This is a genomic window from Fimbriimonas ginsengisoli Gsoil 348, from assembly GCF_000724625.1.
GTDB lineage: Bacteria > Armatimonadota > Fimbriimonadia > Fimbriimonadales > Fimbriimonadaceae > Fimbriimonas > Fimbriimonas ginsengisoli.
The window spans coordinates 3320950-3340201 of sequence record NZ_CP007139.1 but is presented as its reverse complement, the minus strand read 5'-3'; the positions used below and the strand labels follow the sequence as shown (position 1 = coordinate 3340201).

General features: G+C 61.1%; 18 protein-coding genes. 7 read left to right on the top strand and 11 right to left on the bottom strand.

Features of this window, described 5'->3' with window-relative positions:
* Window positions 1-17 precede the first annotated feature (17 nt).
* Window positions 18-872 carry a peptidylprolyl isomerase gene (locus OP10G_RS15065; RefSeq protein WP_025229607.1) on the top strand — a complete coding sequence of 285 codons (855 nt, stop codon included), beginning with the start codon at window positions 18-20 and terminating at the stop codon, window positions 870-872.
* Window positions 873-920: 48 nt separating this feature from the next.
* Here the strand turns inward: OP10G_RS15065 and OP10G_RS15060 are convergent, their stop codons facing one another.
* Both OP10G_RS15060 and OP10G_RS15055 read right to left on the bottom strand, forming a co-directional pair.
* Window positions 921-2033, bottom strand: a complete 1113-nt coding sequence (locus OP10G_RS15060; protein WP_025229608.1) for an NAD(P)H-dependent flavin oxidoreductase — start codon at window positions 2031-2033, stop codon at window positions 921-923.
* A complete protein-coding gene (locus OP10G_RS15055; RefSeq protein WP_025229609.1) occupies window positions 2008-2859 on the bottom strand; it encodes a hypothetical protein in 852 nt (283 codons plus the stop codon). The genes OP10G_RS15060 and OP10G_RS15055 overlap by 26 nt, the downstream gene beginning before the upstream one ends.
* A gap of 97 nt (window positions 2860-2956) precedes the next feature.
* Between OP10G_RS15055 and OP10G_RS24785 the strand changes: the two genes are divergently transcribed.
* Window positions 2957-4807, top strand: a complete 1851-nt coding sequence (locus tag OP10G_RS24785) for a DEAD/DEAH box helicase (RefSeq protein ID WP_025229610.1) — start codon at window positions 2957-2959, stop codon at window positions 4805-4807.
* Window positions 4808-4852: 45 nt separating this feature from the next.
* Here OP10G_RS24785 and OP10G_RS15045 read toward each other — a convergent pair whose 3' ends face one another.
* Genes OP10G_RS15045 through OP10G_RS15025 form a run of 5 tightly spaced genes read right to left on the bottom strand, consistent with a single transcriptional unit; the run spans window position 4853 to window position 9961 of the window.
* Window positions 4853-5419, bottom strand: coding sequence for a D-lyxose/D-mannose family sugar isomerase (locus tag OP10G_RS15045; protein WP_025229611.1), 567 nt, complete (start codon window positions 5417-5419; stop codon window positions 4853-4855).
* Window positions 5406-6533, bottom strand: coding sequence for a carbohydrate kinase family protein (locus tag OP10G_RS15040; RefSeq protein WP_025229612.1), 1128 nt, complete (start codon window positions 6531-6533; stop codon window positions 5406-5408). The genes OP10G_RS15045 and OP10G_RS15040 overlap by 14 nt, the downstream gene beginning before the upstream one ends.
* 7 nt (window positions 6534-6540) lie before the next feature.
* A complete protein-coding gene (locus tag OP10G_RS15035) occupies window positions 6541-7671 on the bottom strand; it encodes a Gfo/Idh/MocA family protein (RefSeq protein ID WP_025229613.1) in 1131 nt (376 codons plus the stop codon).
* Window positions 7668-8303, bottom strand: coding sequence for a class II aldolase/adducin family protein (locus OP10G_RS15030; RefSeq protein ID WP_025229614.1), 636 nt, complete (start codon window positions 8301-8303; stop codon window positions 7668-7670). Before OP10G_RS15030 ends, OP10G_RS15035 begins: the two co-directional genes overlap by 4 nt.
* Window positions 8304-8323: 20 nt before the next feature.
* Window positions 8324-9961 (bottom strand): GAF domain-containing hybrid sensor histidine kinase/response regulator, encoded by a 1638-nt coding sequence (locus OP10G_RS15025; protein ID WP_025229615.1) that lies wholly within the window; start codon window positions 9959-9961, stop codon window positions 8324-8326.
* Between the two features lie 100 nt (window positions 9962-10061).
* Here OP10G_RS15025 and OP10G_RS15020 point away from each other — a divergent pair, with 100 nt between their 5' ends.
* Window positions 10062-10661, top strand: coding sequence for a fumarylacetoacetate hydrolase family protein (locus OP10G_RS15020; protein WP_025229616.1), 600 nt, complete (start codon window positions 10062-10064; stop codon window positions 10659-10661).
* A 59-nt stretch (window positions 10662-10720) separates the two neighbouring features.
* On the opposite strand, the gene pheS is transcribed toward OP10G_RS15020, so the two are convergent.
* Window positions 10721-11761: a phenylalanine--tRNA ligase subunit alpha gene (gene pheS / locus OP10G_RS15015; protein WP_025229617.1), complete on the bottom strand. Its 1041-nt coding sequence runs from the start codon at window positions 11759-11761 to the stop codon at window positions 10721-10723.
* Window positions 11762-11823: 62 nt separating this feature from the next.
* Here pheS and OP10G_RS15010 point away from each other — a divergent pair, with 62 nt between their 5' ends.
* Window positions 11824-13044, top strand: coding sequence for an ornithine cyclodeaminase, nickel-pincer nucleotide-dependent (locus OP10G_RS15010; RefSeq protein ID WP_025229618.1), 1221 nt, complete (start codon window positions 11824-11826; stop codon window positions 13042-13044).
* A gap of 11 nt (window positions 13045-13055) precedes the next feature.
* On the opposite strand, the gene OP10G_RS15005 is transcribed toward OP10G_RS15010, so the two are convergent.
* Together OP10G_RS15005 and OP10G_RS15000 are read right to left on the bottom strand one after the other, a co-directional pair.
* Entirely contained in the window at window positions 13056-13988 is a 933-nt protein-coding gene (locus OP10G_RS15005) for a heme-dependent oxidative N-demethylase family protein (RefSeq protein WP_025229619.1), read from the bottom strand.
* Between the two features lie 15 nt (window positions 13989-14003).
* Window positions 14004-14834 (bottom strand): hypothetical protein, encoded by an 831-nt coding sequence (locus OP10G_RS15000; protein ID WP_144241183.1) that lies wholly within the window; start codon window positions 14832-14834, stop codon window positions 14004-14006.
* 71 nt (window positions 14835-14905) lie between these two features.
* Here OP10G_RS15000 and OP10G_RS24780 point away from each other — a divergent pair, with 71 nt between their 5' ends.
* Together OP10G_RS24780 and OP10G_RS14990 are read left to right on the top strand one after the other, a co-directional pair.
* The gene (locus OP10G_RS24780; protein ID WP_025229621.1) at window positions 14906-15748 is read left to right on the top strand and encodes a M55 family metallopeptidase; all 843 of its coding nucleotides are present in this window, start codon (window positions 14906-14908) and stop codon (window positions 15746-15748) included.
* A 66-nt stretch (window positions 15749-15814) separates the two neighbouring features.
* Window positions 15815-17122: a hypothetical protein gene (locus tag OP10G_RS14990; RefSeq protein ID WP_025229622.1), complete on the top strand. Its 1308-nt coding sequence runs from the start codon at window positions 15815-15817 to the stop codon at window positions 17120-17122.
* 3 nt (window positions 17123-17125) lie between these two features.
* On the opposite strand, the gene OP10G_RS14985 is transcribed toward OP10G_RS14990, so the two are convergent.
* Complete coding sequence (locus OP10G_RS14985; RefSeq protein WP_025229623.1) at window positions 17126-17500, bottom strand: hypothetical protein; 375 nt, start codon at window positions 17498-17500, stop codon at window positions 17126-17128.
* 55 nt (window positions 17501-17555) lie between these two features.
* On the opposite strand from OP10G_RS14985, the gene OP10G_RS14980 reads away from it, so the two are divergent.
* On the top strand, window positions 17556-19205 hold the full coding sequence (locus OP10G_RS14980; RefSeq protein ID WP_025229624.1) for a transglutaminase-like domain-containing protein: 1650 nt from the start codon (window positions 17556-17558) through the stop codon (window positions 19203-19205).
* The last annotated feature ends 47 nt before the right edge of the window (window positions 19206-19252 follow it).

Below are 19252 nucleotides of genomic sequence, written 5' to 3'. Positions count from 1 at the left end.
CGGACGTCTTTAACCTCATGGTCCTGCCCAGCCTCTTGTTCGCCCTCGCATTTCGGCAGGGGAATCCGCTGCTCTCTTCGCTCCTTCCGACACCTCCCAAACCAGACCAAGTGGTCGTTCGGGTGAATGGAGAGCCGATCAAAGCGAGTGAGATCGAAGCCTACCTTTGGGATTGGCGGGGAGCCGACGTCACCCAAGACGTGATCACCTACCGGCTTATTCAAGCGGAAGCGAAGAAGGCAGGCGTCAAGACGACGGTGCCGGAGATCCAGAAGGCGTACGACGAGCGGCTGAAAACCCTTCGGGCCGGCATGCCTCCCGGAACCGATTTCGACCAGGCAATGCGAGCTCAGGGATTTCCAAAGTCGCGCCTCTATCTCCGAGTACACACCGATTTACTCCTCGATGCGTTGGTGCTAAAGAACTTTTCGCCCGCGGGATATGTGCGGGTATCGACGCTCGCCTATAAACCGGTGAGCGATGCCGCCACGGAGGTTTCGGCGGCGATCCTCCGAGCGCAAGCCGCCTACGACCGAGTGTCAAAGGGAGGCGCGTGGGAAGCGGAGTTAGACAAATCCGACGACGAAGGGACCCTTAAGACGACCGGCGGACTACTTGGATGGCGCATGGTAAACGCCTTCCCCGCTTCGACCCAGCAGGAGCTTCGGGTGGCGAAGCCGGGCTTCATAACGAAGCCGGCTCAAGCCGCGGGAGCGATTCAGGTCTTCCGCGTGGAAGCCTTGGGCACCTCCGCCTCGGGCGCCGACCTCGAGGAGCTCCGCAAGGCATTCCTCGTCTCCGGTCGGCAAGATCTGGTCCAGCGCCTGCGCTCGCAAGCAAAAATCGACCGCGTTTACCTGCCGAAGACCTAACCCAGCATGTAGCGTCGGCGCCCTCGCCGATGATCCGGTGCACGTTCGTTAGCCGGAGGCCGGTCTGGAGACCAGCGATCCTACGACTCTTTCGGCTTCCTCCATTATCCGCCGGACGACTTCCGCGACGGAGGGGATGTCGTGAATGGCGCCGGTAGATTGGCCCGCCCAGAGGGCCATATGGTCCGGGTCTTCTAGAGCGCGAGCTTGGTCGAAGAGCGGGGCTACTGCGCTTCCCTGCCAGCCAAATGGCAACGTAGGAGCGCCGGTGGCGGCGTAGTGATCGGTGAAGCGGTTCCGGAGAACTCTCGCGTATCGTCCGCTGGCGGCATCGGTCACCACGGTTTCGTGGCTCGCTCCTTCGACAAGCGCTTGTTTATACGCTTGGACGCCGAGCGACTCCGTGGTCGCCACAAATCTGGTTCCAAGCATCACGGCCTGTGCGCCAAGGGCGAGCGCGGCAACGAGGCCTCGACCATCGACGATTCCCCCGGCCGCGATCACCGGAACCCGGACCGAGTCAACGATCTCCGGAACCAGCGCAATGGTTCCCACCAGCCCGGCCCCGCTTTGTGCCGGCTTGGCGAAGTGCGACCGATGGCCACCCGCTTCCGCTCCCTGCGCTACGATGGCGTCGACTCCCGCACTCTCGACCGCCTTCGCGTCCTCCACGGTGGTCACCATGGCGATCACCCTGGTGCCTTGCCGGCGGCATCGCTCCACCAATTCGTGGCCAGGATTGCCGAGACCGATGCTAAGGATGGGAATCCGGGCCTCGAGCAAAAGCTCCAACTTCTCCTCCACGTCGCGGGCGGGAGACGCGGGCGCTCCATGCGCCGGTTCCAGGCCGACTTCTCGGCGGAGAGGGTTCAGAGCTTCGTTCACCAGATCCGAAGTCTGGTCGAGCACCGAATCTGCCGGTCGCACAAGATCGTGCGCGAGAAGGAGGTTGGCGCCGAAGGGGCGGTCGGTCGCCACCCGCATCTGAGCAAGCAGTTCCCGGACGCCATCCGGATTGGTTCCGTGAGCGGCGAAGATTCCAAGGGCTCCCGCGTTGGACACCGCCGCCGCAAGCGCGGAGCCCGCAATTCCACCCATCCCGGACTGAAGGAGCGGAAACTCAATCCCGAACAGATCACACAGCGGAGTTCGGAGGCTCATGCGATGATGCTGACCCGGTTTCCCGTTGAGGGTCAACCCCTTGAGAACTCGTCCTCAATTCCTTCTGCGTCTTCCGAACTACCGCTACAAGCTGCCTCGCCTCGGCAGTCACTGCTTCGAGGTACCGCAAGTAATCGCTCGCAGAGGTCTGTGCGGAGTTAACAAATGCTTTAAGGTCCAACTCTCTGTCTAGGAGATACGCCTCTTCCGCCAATTCCAGAAAGAGTCGCACCGCGACTTCCGCTTTTGCCTTCAGTTTTGCAAGTTCGGTGTCGGAAGCGCCGTTTTCCATGGCCGAGTCGAGCGTGCTACGGCAGTCGGTAAGGTCTACAAAGGCCTCTCGGGCTCGGTTATTCAGCGACTCCAGATTCTTAAGGTCCGACTCGATTGCCGAGGTGCTGATCCGGCGAACGAAGGAGCTCGGCGCCTTGGGCCGCAACCACTCCACTGGCTGACCGATGCCAATCTCAAGTTCTAAGAGGTCCAGTTCGCGATGGACTTCGGCGAGGCATTCCGCCTCAAAGGGCTCCTGTTCGAGCCGGGCAGATAACTCTATGAGGACCTCCTTCGTCAGTCGAATCTGATCGGCGAGTGCTTCGGTTCGCTGAATCTCGAACGTCTCCGGAATGGAAGCGAGCTTCTCGCAAGCCGCACTAACCTCCCTCCACCGTTGAAGGGCTAATTGACGCGGATCCGGGACCGACCCGCGGATGAGCTCCGTGATTCTATCGCTCCGCTCGTTGAAAGGAAGCGAAGCAAGCTGGTCCGCTTCCCGTGAGCCGAAGTCGGAGTAGAACCAGCGAAGAAGTGCCCGCCACAGGCCCATAAAACAGTGTAGCTTTCCGCTACATTTCGGCGGCGCGGAAGGGCTAGCTTGTGGAACACTGATGGCTCCCCTCTCGCCTCTGTGAGACCGGTTTCCTATGAGCTTTGCCGACCCGCCTTCCGACCTCGTCGTGCCTGGCGAGGTGCCCAGCATCGTTTTGCGGGACTACCAGGAGAAGGCGAAATCGGCAGTCCTCGCCGCCCGCGACCGAGGTCTTCATCGGGTCATGGTGGTGATGCCGACCGGCACCGGCAAGACGACGCTGTTCGCCTCTTTGGTTGATGAATTCGACCGAATCTATAACGAATCGTCGCTCGTCGTCGCCCACCGCTCGGAGTTGCTTCACCAGGCCGCGAACCGCATCCGCCTCATGGCGCCCCGTCTGAGCGTCGGTATCGAAGGCGGCCCGCTACGCGCGGACGAGGAGTCTCGCGTCGTCGTCGCGGGCGTTCAATCGGTGGGCCGGCCGGACAGTAAGCGGCTTCCGTGGTTCCACCCCGGACTGCTGATCATGGACGAGGGGCACCATGCCCCCGCCGACACTTGGCAAAACGTTCTGCGGCGGTTCGGCAGCTACGAGGGGACCTGCTTTACCCTGGCCGTCACCGCGACCGACCACCGGATGGACAATCGTCCGCTCCACGGCTCCGAAGAAGCGATCTTCGAGGACGTAGTCTTTCGGTATCAGCTTCGGCAAGCCGTCGCCGATGGTTGGCTCGTCGATCTTCGCGGATACCGCGTCGCCACCGGCACCGATCTGTCGAAGGTCAAGAAGGTTCGAGGCGACTTCCACCAGGCTGAGCTTGCCCGCGCCGTCAATACCGAGGAGCGGAACTTCACCGCCTTCATGCACTGGTCCGACATCGCCAAAGACCGGCGAACCATCGTCTTCTGCGTCGACGTACAGCACGCAAAGGATGTTGCCGAGCTTTACCGCTCCCACCACATCGCCGCCGAGCATGTGGACGGCACGATGAAGGCCGACGTCCGAGCCGGGATCATGCGCCGGTTCGGCCGAGGCGACACGCAGGTGCTGGTGAACGTGGACGTCGCGACCGAAGGGTTTGACGTACCCCACGTGAGCTGCGTGCTCATGCTGCGTCCCACCCAGAGCTGGGGGCTTTACGCCCAAATGGCCGGGCGTGGGGTCCGGACGTTGCCCGGCATCGTCGAGGGCTCCCCGAACCCGATTTCGCGGCGACGGGCGATCGACGAGAGCGACAAGCCGGACTGCATCGTCATCGACGTCGTGGACCTTGCCGGCAAGTTCTCCCTCGTGGGTCCGGACGATAAGGAGGACAAGAAGCCCATTCCTGCAACCGTCGCCGGCCTCGTAGGGTTGCCGGCGGACTTCGATCTTCAAGGCCACTCGATCTTTGAGGCGGCGACGATGGTGGACGATGTGGGACCGCTTAAGCGGGCTCAGCTTTTCCGCCGTCCGATGTCGTTCGACGATATCGACACCGTGCTCACGGAAGTCGACCTGCTCCGGGAATTGTCTATCCCTGAGGAGATCGTGGGGCATACCGCCCTGGCGTGGCTCAAGACCGGCGAAGGCGAGTACGCGCTGCCTTGCGGATCGAGCGGGTTCGAGCGCGATCGCCTCGCGCGGATATCGGTAGACGTTTTGGGCCGGTACTCGCTCACGCTCTCTTCGACGATGATGGAGTACCCGCCGCTACCGCTCGGCGAAGATCTCGCTAAGGTATTCGACGAGGCGGATCGGTTTATCAGAATGACCTGGTCCGACTGCGTCCAGATCGTCCGCGCCGATGCCCGATGGCGTGAGCAGCCACCCACCGACCGTCAGGTCGACACCTTACGACGGATGTCGGTACCCGAGGACGTCATCGCCCTCTGCGCCACCGCCGGGCAAGCGCGATCGCTGATCGAACAGCACAAGCTCGGCAACGGCCGCAAACGCCGACGCGCCGAAAAGCCCGCGTAGGGTCGGCGCCCTCGCCGATGATCCTTCCGGACCGGACTTCGGAGATTAGTCGCTGCTTAGCCTCACCACGGCTGGCTCGTCTTCTTCGATAGTGGCGTAGCGGCCCACTTCTTTGTTGGCGAAGAAGTTGTCGTTCAGGTCGTCGTTGGCGGTCGAGACCTCGCCGATCACGCACTCGTCGGTGACGGGGACGAACTCGTGATACATCCCGGGGACGAGGGTGATTCTCTCGCCGGCGGAGAGTTCCACGGCGCCGCCGGATTCGACGGAGAGAAGCTTCCCGTTCACTTGGACCCACATGGACTGATCGCCGCAAGTGCCCGGCTCGCAAGGCCAAAGAGTGACGCGGAGAGTTCCCCAGCGGCTGACGATGTCCTCCTTCTTACGCCGGTGGCAGTGGGCGGGGGTCGCCATCCCTCGTTGGGCGTACATCAGCTTTTCGCAGTATTCCGGCTCGTCGGCCAAGTTCACCAATACTAGGCCGAAGCGTCGCCAATCGCCCAAGCCAAAATCGGTGACGTCCCAGCGAGGGTCAGGGGGAAGCGCCCAGCCGTTGCTTTGGAAGCACGCGATCGCGTCTTGGATCAGATCGTTGATTTCACTTCGCTTCATCGCGTTCATAAACCCCTTTAGGTGTGAGACGCCATTCCCGGCCCAAAACGAGCGGGATTCTTGGCCAGCCGGACTCAATGCGGGTCTCGGTCTCTTCCCAAGACCGGATGCCGCTCACCGCGTCCGGCTGTTCGCAGCAACATGCTCCGCTGGCAACACCGGCGTTCAAGGAATCTTCCGGCGACATCCCGCTAAGCAGACCCTTCAAAAAGCCGCCGATCGTCGCGTCGCCCGCCCCGGTCGTGCCCACGACCTCCACGCAGTAGCACGGCGCCCAGACCGAGCGGTCGCGCCATTCCGGGCCGAGGTCCAACCCTTCCACATTCTTGGAGGTTCGCAAGAAAAGCCCGCGTGAGCCGGCCTTAATGCCAACTACCTTCGCTCCCATCTGAAGCGCGCGAGTCGCCAGCCGCTCGAACGCCCCCGAAGGCAAGCCCGACCAGACCACGCCGCGAAGCTGCTCGAACGTTTGCCGCTCCAGCATAAAGAGGAGCTCCTCGATGCTGGGAACGAATACGTCGACGTAAGGGAGGACCCGTTTCAGTATGGTTTCCCAATCCGCTCGTCCCGACGGTGCGTCGGCATCCGGGAGGCTCATGTCCAGCGAGGTGCTCGCCCCGTGTTCTTTGGCTCGGCGGAATAAGCGCACCAGCTCCTCGCCGTCATTGGCAAACATTCCAGCCATCAATGGCGGATAGCCGAAGTGGAAATGCCGGGTGTTCGCCAGCGCTTCATCCGGCACGTCGTCGGAGGTAAAGGTGCTATTGCAGCCGGGGGAGTGCAGGAACATGCGGTCATGTCCGGAGAGGCTTACGACGATCGTGTACGATGTCCCCTCGCCTTCAACCACCGACATCGAGGCGCCGAGGCCAGGTTGGTGGCTGTCGAGGATCTCGCAGATAGTGCGGCCAAACGGTCCTCGGCCGACTTTACCGATCAGACGCGTCTTGAGACCGAGCTTGGTTAAGGCGAGCCCGGTATTCGAAACGGCGCCGCCGGTGCTCAACGTGGCAGGCCCGGCTTCGACAAGCCGGCCCGGTTCAAACGCGACGTGGCCGCTTAGTTCTGGAATGATATCGAGGCAGATGTGCCCGGCGACGACGGCGTCGAACATACGATTTCTACTCTAGCGCAACCGTAGCGTCGGTACGCTGCGATTCGAGCGCGGCGGTGAAGAGCCGATGCGAGCCAAGCGCCTCCTCCGGCGTGGCGCAGCCGTATCGGGGAACGCCGCCACTAAGTTCTTGCAGGAATGAAGCCCACATATGTTGGATCGCGTCGGCAAAGCCGAACTCGAAGATGTGGCCGGTGATCCCCTTGAAGACCCCTTCGTATCCGAGGTCTTCCTCCTGCCAGGCTTGATGCCCGCCGCTCTTGTAAGGCAGCGTACGGATCGTCTTGGGGCGATGCGTCGTGAACTCCGCGGAGTTTTCCGTGCCGACTACGCGCAGGTACCAGGTATTGGTGTCGCCCGGGGAAATGCGCTTGGTTTCCAGGACGAGCGGGAATCCTTGGACCGACTCGCAGGCAAGAATCGCGTTGTCCCAGGTTTCGCAGGGGGCCATGCCTCCGTGGCCGTCGGGGCGCCGCTCAACGACCTTGCTCAACAGCGCGCGTACGTTCTTCGGACGCCAGCCGGCTCGAAGCGGCATGTGGAGCACGTGCATTCCGAGGTCGCCCATGCAGCCGTACTCGCCGCAGGTGGCGATGCGACGTTTCCAGTTGATCGGCTTGTTGGGGTCGAGGTCGGAGCTATGCAGGAATCCGGCGCGCACTTCGATGATCTGTCCGAAAGCCTCCTGCTCGATCATCCGGGCGATCCGCTGGGCGCCTGGGTAATAGGGGAACTCCGAAGAACAACGTACGAAGACCTCTGGATTCTCACGCATCGCGGCGAGGATCGATTGGCAGGCGCGCAAGTCGATTCCGAACGGCTTCTCCGCGAATAGATGCTTTCCGGCGCGAACAATGTCGACGTAGAGGCGCTCGTGGAGGTTGTGGGGAACCGCACAGTAGACCGCTTCCACTTCCGGATCGGCCAATAGCTCCGCATAGCTCGTCGTAGCCATTCTTACGGAGGGGACATTTGCTGTGAACCATCCCATCGCGTCTGGATTGGCGTCGCAAACGGCGACGATTTCCGGTCGAACGTCGAGGTCGAGCAGATGGCACCAACGAGCGGCGGCGCTGGCGAACTCCCGGCCCATAAGGCCGCAACCGATGATCCCGAAGCGGAACGTGCGTTGAGTCATAGCTTTCCATTAAGGGCGACGGCCATTACGTGCTTGAACATCCGGTCCGGCATCGGCTTAGCGCCGCCAAGGAGGCGGGCCATGAGCAGAATTCGTGCGACACGTTCCAAGACCTCCATCCGGTTATAGGCGTCTTCTAACCCCTTCCCCATCACCACCGCCCCGTGGTGGGCCATTAAAAACGTTTTGTGATCGTCCATCAACGCTTCCATGCGGTCTGGAACCTCGTCGGTCCCCGGCACGCCGAACGGCGCGGTCGCCACCGATCCCAGAACATAGGCCGCTTCCGGCAAAAGATCGTCCGGGATCTCCTCGCCCGCGACGGCAAAGGCGGTCGCCGTGGGAGGGTGGGCATGGATCACGGCCACGCAGTCCGGGCGTTTCGCGTACATCCTCAGGTGGAGGCGGATCTCGGTGCTCGGTTCTCCGGCCCCGATCGGGTTTCCCTTGGTGTCGATCACGACCAGATCGCCCGGACGCATGTGCCCTTTGCTGAGTCCGGAGGGGGTACAGAGGATCCGTTGGGGGGAGAGACGTACCGAAAGATTCCCCTCCGTTGCGCCGACGAGGTCGCGTTGCCAGAGGCGCCGGCCGATGTCGCACATTTCGGCCCTAAGTCGAAGATCGTCCATGGACGGGGTTGATTATCCCGTTAACGCAGCACAAACCGCTCAAGAGCCTCGGCAATCAATCGCTCGCTGATCGGTTTCCGGATGAGTCCGTCCATCCCCGCTTGCCGGCAGATCTGTTCATCCTCTTCCATTGCGCTGGCGGTCACCGCCACAATCGGCACGTGCTCGGTGCCTGGCTCGGTGGCGCGCACCTCGCGAGTCGCGGTGACGCCGTCCATGACCGGCATCTGCAGGTCCATGAAGACCATGTCGAACCGTTCCCGCTTCAGGATCTGAACAGCTTCGAGTCCATTTGCCACGTGGCTGACCACGCATCCCTTATGCTCGAGCATCGCGGTGATTACGATGGTGTTCACCTCGTTATCTTCCACGACCAGCACACGGCAAGGTCGGAGATTGGTGGCTTGCGGGACCAGATTCATATCGAGTTCGAAGGAAAAGACGCTGCCCTTACCTACCGCGCTCGACACGCTAAGGTTGCCGCCCATCCGCATGACGATACCCCGACTGATGCTGAGTCCAAGCCCGCTCCCGCCGTACGCTCGCGACAATCGATCGTCGGCTTGCACGAAGTGATCGAAGATAGCGTCGAGTCGATCGGTAGGAATCCCGATTCCGGTGTCTTCGATCTCTAACCGCACTCGGATCGTCGAGTCGGCGGTCTTCAAATGCCGCATCCGGAGTTCGACGCTTCCGTGCTCCGTGAACTTCAGGGCGTTGCCCAAGAGATTGGTCAGCACCTGGCGCAGGCAGTTTTGGTCGGCAAGCACCGGTGCGTGAAGAGGGGCGTCCACCGTCATCGAGAGCGCCAGCCCTTTGGCAACGGCAGCCGGCCGCATCAACTCCACCACGTCTCGGGCCAGGAGAGGAAGCTCGGTTGGGATCTCCACGAGGTCGGCTTCGATGGCTCCGCTCTCCGAAATCTGCAGTACGCCGGTTAAGACCTCTAATAGTTGGGCTCCGCTCGCTCGCATCGTCTCGACGTAGCGGGTCTGCCGCGCGTTTAACGGAGTCGCGGAGAGAAGGTCGGCCATTCCGATCAGACCATTCAGGGGCGTCCGCAGCTCGTGGCTCATGTTCGAAAGAAAGACTTCTTTAGCCCGATGCGAGCTTTCTGCCGCCAGCAACGCCTCCCGAAGCTCCACGGCCCCGATTTGCAGGTGGCTCATCGATTTGCGAAGATCGAGCAGCGCCATCACTTGCCGGCCGAGCGCTTTGAGCGCCTCGATTTGCTCTTCCGATAAGTGCCGTGGCTTTACGTCGATGACGCAAAGCGCCCCCAAGGCCAAGCCGTCATCCGTAAGAAGCGGCGCTCCTGCGTAGAACCGAATTCCCGGACTGCCGACGACCAACTCGTTCGTACGGAACCGGTCGTCCACCGCAGCGTCCTCTACCTCCATCACGGAAGCGGGGTCGAGGATCGCGTGAGCACAAAACGATTGGCTCCGGGAAGTTTGCTCCGCATCGAGGCCGATTCGAGCTTTGAACCACTGGCGGTCTTCATCGACGAAAGTCATCGCCGCGATGGGGACGCGGCAGATCGAAGCGGCAAGCTTTACGAGGTCGTCGTAGGCAAGTTCGCGTGGCGTATCGAGAACGCCGTACTCTCGCAACGCGGCAAGCCGCTCGCGTTCGTTGTCGGGGAGACGCGCGCTCATGCGCACTTTCCCCGTTGTAACCCCATACTCGAATTATGGGAAGACCGTCGTCCTTTTCCTTGTCGCGCTTTTCAGTGACCAAGGCGGTCAGACTTTCACCATGAAGATGATCTGTGTAGGGCGCAATTATATTGAACATGCTCGCGAGCTCGGGAGCGAAATACCGGAGGAGCCGGTGCTCTTTTTGAAGCCAGATACGGCGATGCTGCCTCCGGGCGAGCCGTTTCGCCTCCCTCCTTTCTCGAAAGAAATTCACCACGAAATCGAGCTCGTCCTTCGCATTTCAAAGAAGGCAACGCAAGTTTCTGTCGAGGACTCTGCGTACTGTTACGATCAAATCGGGCTCGGACTCGATTTCACCGCTCGCGACCTGCAAAGCAAATGTAAGGCGAAAGGACTGCCATGGGAGATCGCCAAAGCGTTCGACGGGTCCGCGGCGGTTGGAGAGTTCGGACCGGTACCTTCTGGAGATATCGAATTCGATCTTCGACGAGGCGGTCAGGTCGTCCAGGCCGGCAGCAGCCGCCAAATGCTCCACAGATTCGACGCTCTCATCAGCTTCGCCTCCCGCTACTTCACCTTATTACCGGGTGATCTCGTCTTCACCGGCACTCCAGCCGGCGTCGGACCTGTCGCAAGTGGAGACCTTTTGGAGGGCTATTTGAATGGTCAACTCCGTTTGACCTGCAGCGTAAAGTAGTCCGGAGCCCCCTCCTCGTCGATGCATGTGCGATGAGGAGGGGGTTGGGGGTGGAGAAATCAGGCGATGCTTTGACGAGGAAGCGGCTCCGGATCCTGGCTTTCTCCGCGGAACTGCTCGAGGAAGCGGAGGTCGTTTTCTAGGAAGAGGCGTAGGTCGTCGATGCCATAGGCCATCATCGGGATGCGCTCGACGCCGAGGCCAAAGGCGAAGCCGGAGTAGCGTTCCGTGTCGATTCCGTAGCGTTCCAAGATATTCGGATGGATGAGGCCGGCGCCACCGAGCTCGACCCAACGGCCGTCGAAAAGCTTCGGCGTCGAGATGGCGTAGTCGACTCCCGGCTCAACGAACGGGAAGAAGTCAGGGCGGAATCGAATCTGCACCTCCTCACCGAACATCGCCCGGGCGAAGACGCCGAGCGTCCCTTTTAGATGGGCCATGCTTACCCCTTCGTCGATCATAAAGCAGTCGACTTGGTGGAAGGTGTGGTTATGCGTTCGGTCGACGGCTTCGTTTCGGTAAGTGCGCCCGACGGTGAAGCAGCGTAGCGGCGGCGGCGTGCTCTCGAAAACCCGGCCTTGCAAGGCCGTGCACTGCGTTCGGAGAACGTGATCGTCATCGACGTAGAACGTGTCCTGGTCATCCATTGCCGGATGATCGGGCGGGTAGTTGAGGGCGTCGAAGTTGTAGCGGAACTCCTCTAGCTCAGGCGACTCCAGATACTGAAAGCCGAGCCCGCCGAGCACGCGTTTGATCTTGTTGGTGGTGAGCTGAAGGATATGCTCGTACCCCATGCGCGGCCGGTCGCCGGGCATTGTCACGTCGATGCGTTCGGCCTCAAACTGAGCCAACCGCTCGCGAGATCGCAACCCGGCTGCACGCTCGTCGATCAGCGCCTGGACGTGGTTCTTGGCCCCGTTGACTCGCTGTCCGAACGCCGGGCGCTCGTCCTTATCGAGCCCCCCGAGCAGCTTCATGAGCGCCGGAATCGAGCCGCTCTTGCCAAGAAAACGCGATTCGATCTCGCGGAGAGCCGCCGTGCTTTCGGCGACGGCGATTTCGGCGGCGGCAGAGCGCTGAAGCTCTTCGGGAGTGTCCACTTCCCCATTGTGGCAGGCGATCAATCGGTCGAGCGCGGTTGCCGGGACGGTAACATCGGGCGATGGTAACCGAGAGGCTTAGCCTGGCTGGCGATCTGCTGGACAAGAACACGCTCGGTAAGGTCCTGGACGTACTGAACGCGCATGGCGTCAAGTTCCAGACCCGGCGATTCAAGGTCGGCGAGTTTTCGGACAAGCCGACGATCGTCGACCTTCACCTAACCGCTCCCGATGTCGAAACGATGCGGAGAGCGCTCGAGGCGAGCGCGGTATTCGGCGCCCTTTACTCGCTGGAAGAAGTCACGCTAGTCGAGGCGGACATGGATGGGGTCCTTCCGGAAGGATTTCATTCCACCTCCAATTTCACCACCCACATTCACATCAAAGGGCAATTCGTCGAGGTCGAAAACCTGGAGATGGACTGCGGCATTCGGGTGTGGGACGAGAACGGCCGGTATCGCGCCACTACATGTCCCATGCACAGAGTGCGCGCGGGCGATCGACTGGTCGTTGGCTTTGACGGTGTGCGAATCTCTCCGGCCGAAGAGGAGCAGCGGGACGACGCGGAGTTTCGCTTCATGTCGAATGAAGTCTCCTCCGAGCGGCCGAAGCGCCGGATGATCGAGCACGCGGCGCGCGCGATTCAAAAGGCTAAGGAGGAAGGCAAACGGGTTCTTTTCGTCGGCGGACCGGCCATCGTCCATAGCGGAAGCGCGCCGTTTTTAGCGCGGCTTATCGAGAAGGGGTGGATCGATATCCTTTTTGCGGGTAACGCCCTCGCCGCTCACGACATCGAAGCGAACATGCTGGGAACCTCTTTGGGGGTCGACCTGAGGACCGGCGGCAGCAGCGCCCACGGCCACACCCACCATCTTCGCGCCATCAACCGAGTGCGCCGAGCGGGCAGCATTGCCAACGCGATCGAGCAGGGACTCATATCGGGGGGCGTGATGCATGCCTGCGTAAAGCATGGGATCCCCTTCGTTCTTGCCGGGTCGATCCGGGATGACGGACCTCTGCCCGATGTGATCACGGACGGCATTCGCGCCCAGGACGCAATGCGAGCCCACATTAGCGGAGTGGGCGTGTGCCTCATGGTCGCCACCACCTTGCACTCGGTAGCGACCGGAAATATTCTCCCCGCCAGCGTAAAAACCTACTGTGTCGACAGCGATGCCGACTCCGTGATTAAGTTAACCGACCGCGGCACCCACCAAGCGATCGGTTTGGTTACGGACTGCGAGTTCTTCCTGACGGCGCTGGTTGCGGAATTGGCAGCGTGAGTCGAGTTTCCCTAACCGTCTAACGCCGCCCTCAACCTATCCCAGTCCTTCGCCAACCCCTTGTAGCGCCTCGCCTCCGGCGACATCGAGTCGAGGGCACGTAGGAGCGAGGTTTGAAGCATTTCGTCGGCCAACACGACGGTGTCCGGCACAAATCCAACGCGGATCGTAAACAGAGCGGCGCCCACCTCAGGCATGCCGGTGACGATTTGGCGCTCGGTCCGGACCCAGAACCGGCCACCCTCAAATCGGCGGCCATCCCACTCTTCCTGGTCAAAACCGGGGGGCGGCTCGGGATGGTGGTTCAGCCGATCGTCGGATTCAACGCCCCACACGAAGCGGACCCAGGGCCCCTTGTTCACCATCGCGTCGACCAAGCCGCTGGAAACTCGGTTGATCTTCTCAAAGCCGGGAATTGGCTCGTGGACATCGAAGAATGAGCGCCCGATCTTCTCCTCCGCTGCCCAATGGCTGGGACTGCATAGATGCAAATAGGAGACCCAATCGACAGAGTCTTCCACGCTAACGATCGCCAAATCCTCAGGCACCAGCCGTGCCAGCAGATCCAATGCGGCGCTCTCGTTTCCACGGCCGTTTGCCGGCAACACCCACTGCTTATCCCCCTCCAGCAAGGCTCGATGGTCCCCCTCCCAAGCCGCCGAAAAACGCTCGGGATAATCGGTGGCGAGGCGGGTTACGATGAGCTCGATCGTGGCCCGTTCAACTTCCCGGGAGAGACGAAAGGCTCGGGCGTACTTTCCACGCCGCTCACGGAGCGCTGTCCGCTTGTTCTCGGCATATCGCTCGAATTCGGAGTCGATCTGGAAAAGACGCTGGTCGGCGGCGCCGTTTCCAAAATCGACGCCGAAAGGACGCAAAGCGGGGGCGACTTCGTAGATCCCTTTCGTCCAGGGCGTGTAGATAGCGGGCGCCGGCGGGTCCATCGCTAATTGTCGGCGTCAGAGATCATAGGTCGAGAATAGCCGTTTCCTACGGTTCGGCCATCCCTTGGGAAGCGGCCCGATCTGCCGCAGGCGGCTTTCTAATAGGCTCAGCTTCGCCGCGAGAACACGGTCGGTGTGGATTCTGGACAATAGCTCGTTTGGCTCGATCATCGCCATCTTAAAAAGTTCGCAACGGTCTTCGCTCACGGTGGAGGTGGCGTAAGCGGTCGCAAAACCCGGCTTGGGTTTACCCACCGGAAGGGGAACGAATTCGTTTCCTTCGTAGCGGAACGATTTCGGATTCAAAGCCTCCCAGGCGGCATCCGAGCGGTCGCAACCGGCCGTTCCATCGATCGCATGCATGATTTCGTGGTGGAGGATTCCCGGGAAGGTGGAAGTGATCCAATCCGAAGAATCCGCTTCCAGAAAAATGTGCCGGTGCTCCAAGACGGTCAGCCCCCCGCACTCCAAAGCATCGCAACGTAAGTCCGAGACGAGCAGAAAGCGATCGACGTTCAACCGGGCCAGAAGACTCTGAGGATAGCGATTCAGCTCACGCAGCAGTTTGGCCTCGATCGCGCGCGCATCCTCTGTCCTGGGTACCTTCGCGGTGATCCGCATGCCCGCCGAACTTTCGTCGACGTCTTCCGTCGCCACGCCGATCGGGACCGGGCTGGGAACAAGTGAGGTTTCAAACGCGGGAGCACGCGGCGACGGCCGTGGCTGGACCGAAACCGCGAAGCGGGGGCGGGCGCTCAGCGATAGGGCGATCACTCCCACAAACAAAGCCGCAATCGCCGCTTCTCGTAGGTTTCGGTTGGAAATGCGAGCCAATTCGTGCCTCACTACTATTATTGCGTGGCTTTCGGGCACGGAGCGTGTCCCCTCTTTCGGAATGCGGCGCTAGAATCGCCCCCATGCGCATCTACATTTCCGTCGATATCGAAGGCGCCACCGGCATCGTTTCATTTTCCCAGTGCGGACGTCCGGACGGCGAGCACTACGACTTCGCTTTTGCCCGCCGCATGCTGACGCACGATGTGAACGCGGCGATTCGCGGCGCGCGAAAAGGGGGCGCCACCCAAGTGGTCGTCAAGGATTCTCATGCCGGTTGCAAGAACTTACTGATCGACGAGCTCGAGTCGGACGTCGAGCTGATCTCGGGAATCGGCAGCGGAACGATGGGAATGATGGAAGGGATCGATGCTTCGTTCGACGGCGCATTCCTGGTCGGCTACCACGGAATGGCGGGAGCGCAATCTGGTTTGATGGAGCACGCGTTAGCGGGCGGCGTCCATCGATTTTGGCTGAACGGCTTCGAAGCCGGCGAAATCGAGATCAGCGCGGCGGTCGCCGGCACGTTCGGGGTACCGACGCTCCTCGTCACCAGCGACGACGCGGGGTGCGATGAGGCAAAAGGGGCGCTTCCCGGCGTCACCACCTACTCCACGAAAACCGGCTTTGGACGCTATATGGGCCGACTTAAGCATCCAAGCGTTACGGGACCGGGAATCGAAGACGCGGCGGCGAAGGCGATCTCTTCCGCTAGGGTCGTCCCCACTCATGGAACGGCGGAGCCGACTACGATGCGCGTCGCTTTCCGAACCGTTGAGGAAGCCGATACCGCTTCCACTTTAGAGGGTACGCAACGCGTGGATGCCTACTCCGTCGAATGGACTCGGCCGGACTTCCTCGGCGCCCATCGTACGGCTTACAACGTCTTCCATCTTTCGATGCAAGGCAGAAGGTTCGGAAGTTAGACATTCATGCGACCTTTCGCCTTAGCGATTGCTCACAGTGAGCGATTCGGATTACAGTAGCCGTACATGCGTGCCCGTCTCGCTTCCGTTTTGACCGTCTTGGTCCTTTTGATCTCAGTCCTTGCTCTTTCAGGATGCGGCGGAGGGGGAGGCGCGAGCGCGTCGGGAGCCAAATCGGGCGCTTTTCGGCTTACGATCAAGTGGCCAAGCCTTGGCCGCGTCGTCCCAAAGTTGGCGACCCGCCTCCATCTCCTCGTGAAGGAAGACGGTTCCGATACCCCACTCAAGGAAGTCGACGTCACACGCCCCAGCGGGACCAACGACCAGTCGATCGTCGTCTTTGACGGTCTGCCGTTGAGTAAGCCGCTCTTCCTCCAATGCAAGGCGTTTGGGACCGTGAGCGGATCCGACGTTATCTTGGGTGAAGCTTCAACCGCCGTCACCGTCGCCCCTGGCGCGGTGAATGTCGCGGTATTGGACCTCGTTAGCACGATCGACCACCTCGACGTTCGCGTCGGAACGTTCCCAAGCGGAGACGTCCACATTCATCGGAAAGACATTTTTGCGGTCGGCGTGACGGCGCTTGACTCCAGCGGCAGCCTCATCCCGATCGGTCCAAACAACCTGACGGTGACAGGCGGTTCGACGGCGTTCAACCTGACGCCGAAAGACGGAGGGGGCTATACGCTAACGGCCAGCCAAACCTTGCTCGGAGATGGCGTCCTGACCTTCAAAGAAGCCGAGAGCGGTAAGCAACTCCAGGTGCACGTTTTCGTCGACAAACGCCCGGGGGTTCAGCGAGTCGAGATCCTTCCCTCGAAGGCATTCAACATCATCCACGGCGACTCGATGACCGTTGGAGCGAAAGGGTTCGACGAGGATAACGTGCTGGTATCCGGCGCCAGTTTCACCTTTGCCCTTCAGAACGCGACCGGCCTCGCACTCGCGGGGACGACATTGACCGCTCCGGGCGCCGGCGGCGGAACCGTGGTCGCTACCGAAACCCAGAACGGCTTCTCCGATTCGGCGACGGTCACTATCCTTCCCCACGGCTTTGCCGAACGCCTTGCCGCTTTGGACTCTTCTGGGGCCGAAATCGGCGCCGGCGGGCTCGACGTTCAATCGCCTAGCACGACCCAGCTTTCTGCCGCCAGCTTCGACAGGTTCAACAACAAAGCCGAAGTGCCGACCGGGCAGGTCTGGACCTCCGACGATCCGGACTTTGTGATCGACAACACGGGCAAGTTAACCGTAAAGCCCGGGATCCTCTTCGGGACGGCCACGATCACTCTGAAAGCCACTATCCAGACCGCCACCGGACCTCAGCAAATGACCGTTCAGTTCGACGTCCATGCGAGTTCCGGCGGAGGCTAGACACTAGCGTCGGCGCCAAAAGGCGATCATCTTGGGCAGCACGAGCCCGAACATGAGGGCCCACGTTACCAGGGCAAACGGTAACGGGCCCCTTGGCGCCGAACCGATGAAGACGCCGGACAGCGTTACCAACTCGGCTCCCGCCAGGGCTACCAAGAAGTTGGTCTGAAACTCTCCCACGGTCGGGGTTCTATCGGCCGGAAGAATGCGATAGAGAGACCAGTACACGCATAGGATCGCCCCTAGCGAAGCAATTCCAACCGAGACGGGCGAAAGCGGCTGCGGCATCGGCGGAATGAAGACGAGGAGCAACCCAATCAAAGTGGCGAAAGCGCCAAAGATCATGAATGTGGTTTGCTTCGCCGAATTCGCGGCCATGCCGCATTATTGCCCAGTCAGAACGTTCCCGCATCAACGCCTCGTCATTTGAAGCGTGTTCGTCACCGCCGTTGCCGCCTCCCTGCTTCTTTCCCGACAGAGCCCAGCCGAAGACTTGATGGCTCCCCCTGGAACGAAGACCGAACGATGCCAGTGGCCGGGATTCGACGTGAAGGCCGCGCCTGCCCTGTCCCATTCCGCGGCGCCGGCTTATGAAATGCAGGGGAGCCCGTACGGGATGAACGGCACCTTTCAAACCGTGCGAATCGCCAAACCTCCAACCGGGCGCCGCCTTCTGTTTCGAGTCGCCTTTCGCGGAACGCAGAAATTACAGGGTTTCTCCGTCGTCGCCGTGGCGGTGAAACCACGCAACGGCAAGGAACTCCCGTGGGCCGCGACTTGGACCGACGACGGAAAGGCCGAGGTGGGCCGGTGGGTCGAATTCAGCCGCGAATACGTGCTTCCCCCGGAGTCCACCGGACTCAGCATTGTGATCCACAACGTAGATAAGCAGTCGATCTACTTTTCCGATCCCCACCTTACCGTCGGAGAAGATGCGCCACCCGACCAGAACGCCATCGCCGCCGTGGAACAGGTGAAGCGGGAGATGGCGGAGGAAGCCGCGCACCCTAAGCCGACCATCGTCCAGAAGAACCACGATGCTCTCGCCGCGCAGGCCGGTCCCGCGATCGTCCGCCTAAAAATGCGTGCTCCTCTACGAACCAAGAGCCCATCCGAAGTCGGAACGGCTTCGTTTCCGATTCCGGCCCTGGATGCCAGCCAAGTTCCGCTAGATTTCAAGATCGAAGTCGACAAGCCTGGCAAGTTGCTCGGCTTTAAATGGCGAAGGCGTGCCGATGGGCACAATCTGCTTTGCGAAGCACGAATTCAACCCGGGACAAAGGGCGCGTGGGTTCACTACGAAGCCTTGGTTCTGGTCCGTCAGGGACCCGCCGACGATACGGCTCCAGCAGACGGGACCCTGGTTAAGAGCACGGCTTGCGTGCAGTGTAGCCATCGCGAAATCTTGGAGATCGCCCAGCGGCTGGCCGGCGAAACAAAGAGTCCTCAGGAGTATGTAGGTCGAGTTTTCGAGTTCGTGCGAGACAACCGAGGCAAGGGAGCCCCCTTTAAGACTCTGGACGCCCTCGCGGCCTTGGCCTGCGAGGGATCTTGCACAAACCGCGCCAATCTATCGGCGGCGCTTTTGCGAGCCCATGGAATTCCAGCTCGAACTGTTGCCCACATGCCGACTTGGTGCGGGCCCCTGTACGAGCATTGGCTCACGGAATACTGGCAGCCTGGCCAGGGATGGATCGCCATGGATCCCTCGCTCGGCCGCACCACCCCCGACCGTCGAACTCGAGTGGTCATCGGCGTCTCGTCCGAAGCGGACGAAGATCGGGCGTTCGATCCGCTCCACACCCGCTTTGTAATGCCGGGGGCTCCCTATCTATCGGTCATCGAGTTGTCGCCCACCCTCTATCCCGCCGACCTTACCCAGGACGACGCCATCAACGTAGCCGAGCAGCTCGCTTCGCTACCAAGTAAGGAAGAGGCGCAACTATTCCAGACCGCAATCAAGGCGTTTCCAGCCATGTTCCGCCGGCTTTCGGCCGGTAAACAGAATCCGCCCCGGTTCACCGCTATCGAGTCGGCCGCAAAAGAGAAGCAAAGCCGAAAGGTTTTGAATGCTCTAAGGTGATAGGCCCGAGATTCAGTCTTGTATACGCGATCTTTGCCCCTCCATTT

Bases quoted from the DNA above. Each gene is read 5' to 3' on its own strand.
- OP10G_RS15065 (WP_025229607.1), top strand. From the start codon at position 18: ATGGTCCTGCCCAGCCTCTTGTTCGCCCTCGCATTTCGGCAGGGGAAT.
- OP10G_RS15060 (WP_025229608.1), bottom strand. From the start codon at position 2,033: ATGAGCCTCCGAACTCCGCTGTGTGATCTGTTCGGGATTGAGTTTCCG.
- OP10G_RS15055 (WP_025229609.1), bottom strand. From the start codon at position 2,859: ATGGGCCTGTGGCGGGCACTTCTTCGCTGGTTCTACTCCGACTTCGGC.
- OP10G_RS24785 (WP_025229610.1), top strand. From the start codon at position 2,957: ATGAGCTTTGCCGACCCGCCTTCCGACCTCGTCGTGCCTGGCGAGGTG.
- OP10G_RS15045 (WP_025229611.1), bottom strand. From the start codon at position 5,419: ATGAAGCGAAGTGAAATCAACGATCTGATCCAAGACGCGATCGCGTGC.
- OP10G_RS15040 (WP_025229612.1), bottom strand. From the start codon at position 6,533: ATGTTCGACGCCGTCGTCGCCGGGCACATCTGCCTCGATATCATTCCA.
- OP10G_RS15035 (WP_025229613.1), bottom strand. From the start codon at position 7,671: ATGACTCAACGCACGTTCCGCTTCGGGATCATCGGTTGCGGCCTTATG.
- OP10G_RS15030 (WP_025229614.1), bottom strand. From the start codon at position 8,303: ATGGACGATCTTCGACTTAGGGCCGAAATGTGCGACATCGGCCGGCGC.
- OP10G_RS15025 (WP_025229615.1), bottom strand. From the start codon at position 9,961: ATGAGCGCGCGTCTCCCCGACAACGAACGCGAGCGGCTTGCCGCGTTG.
- OP10G_RS15020 (WP_025229616.1), top strand. From the start codon at position 10,062: ATGAAGATGATCTGTGTAGGGCGCAATTATATTGAACATGCTCGCGAG.
- OP10G_RS15010 (WP_025229618.1), top strand. From the start codon at position 11,824: ATGGTAACCGAGAGGCTTAGCCTGGCTGGCGATCTGCTGGACAAGAAC.
- OP10G_RS15005 (WP_025229619.1), bottom strand. From the start codon at position 13,988: ATGGACCCGCCGGCGCCCGCTATCTACACGCCCTGGACGAAAGGGATC.
- OP10G_RS24780 (WP_025229621.1), top strand. From the start codon at position 14,906: ATGCGCATCTACATTTCCGTCGATATCGAAGGCGCCACCGGCATCGTT.
- OP10G_RS14990 (WP_025229622.1), top strand. From the start codon at position 15,815: ATGCGTGCCCGTCTCGCTTCCGTTTTGACCGTCTTGGTCCTTTTGATC.
- OP10G_RS14985 (WP_025229623.1), bottom strand. From the start codon at position 17,500: ATGGCCGCGAATTCGGCGAAGCAAACCACATTCATGATCTTTGGCGCT.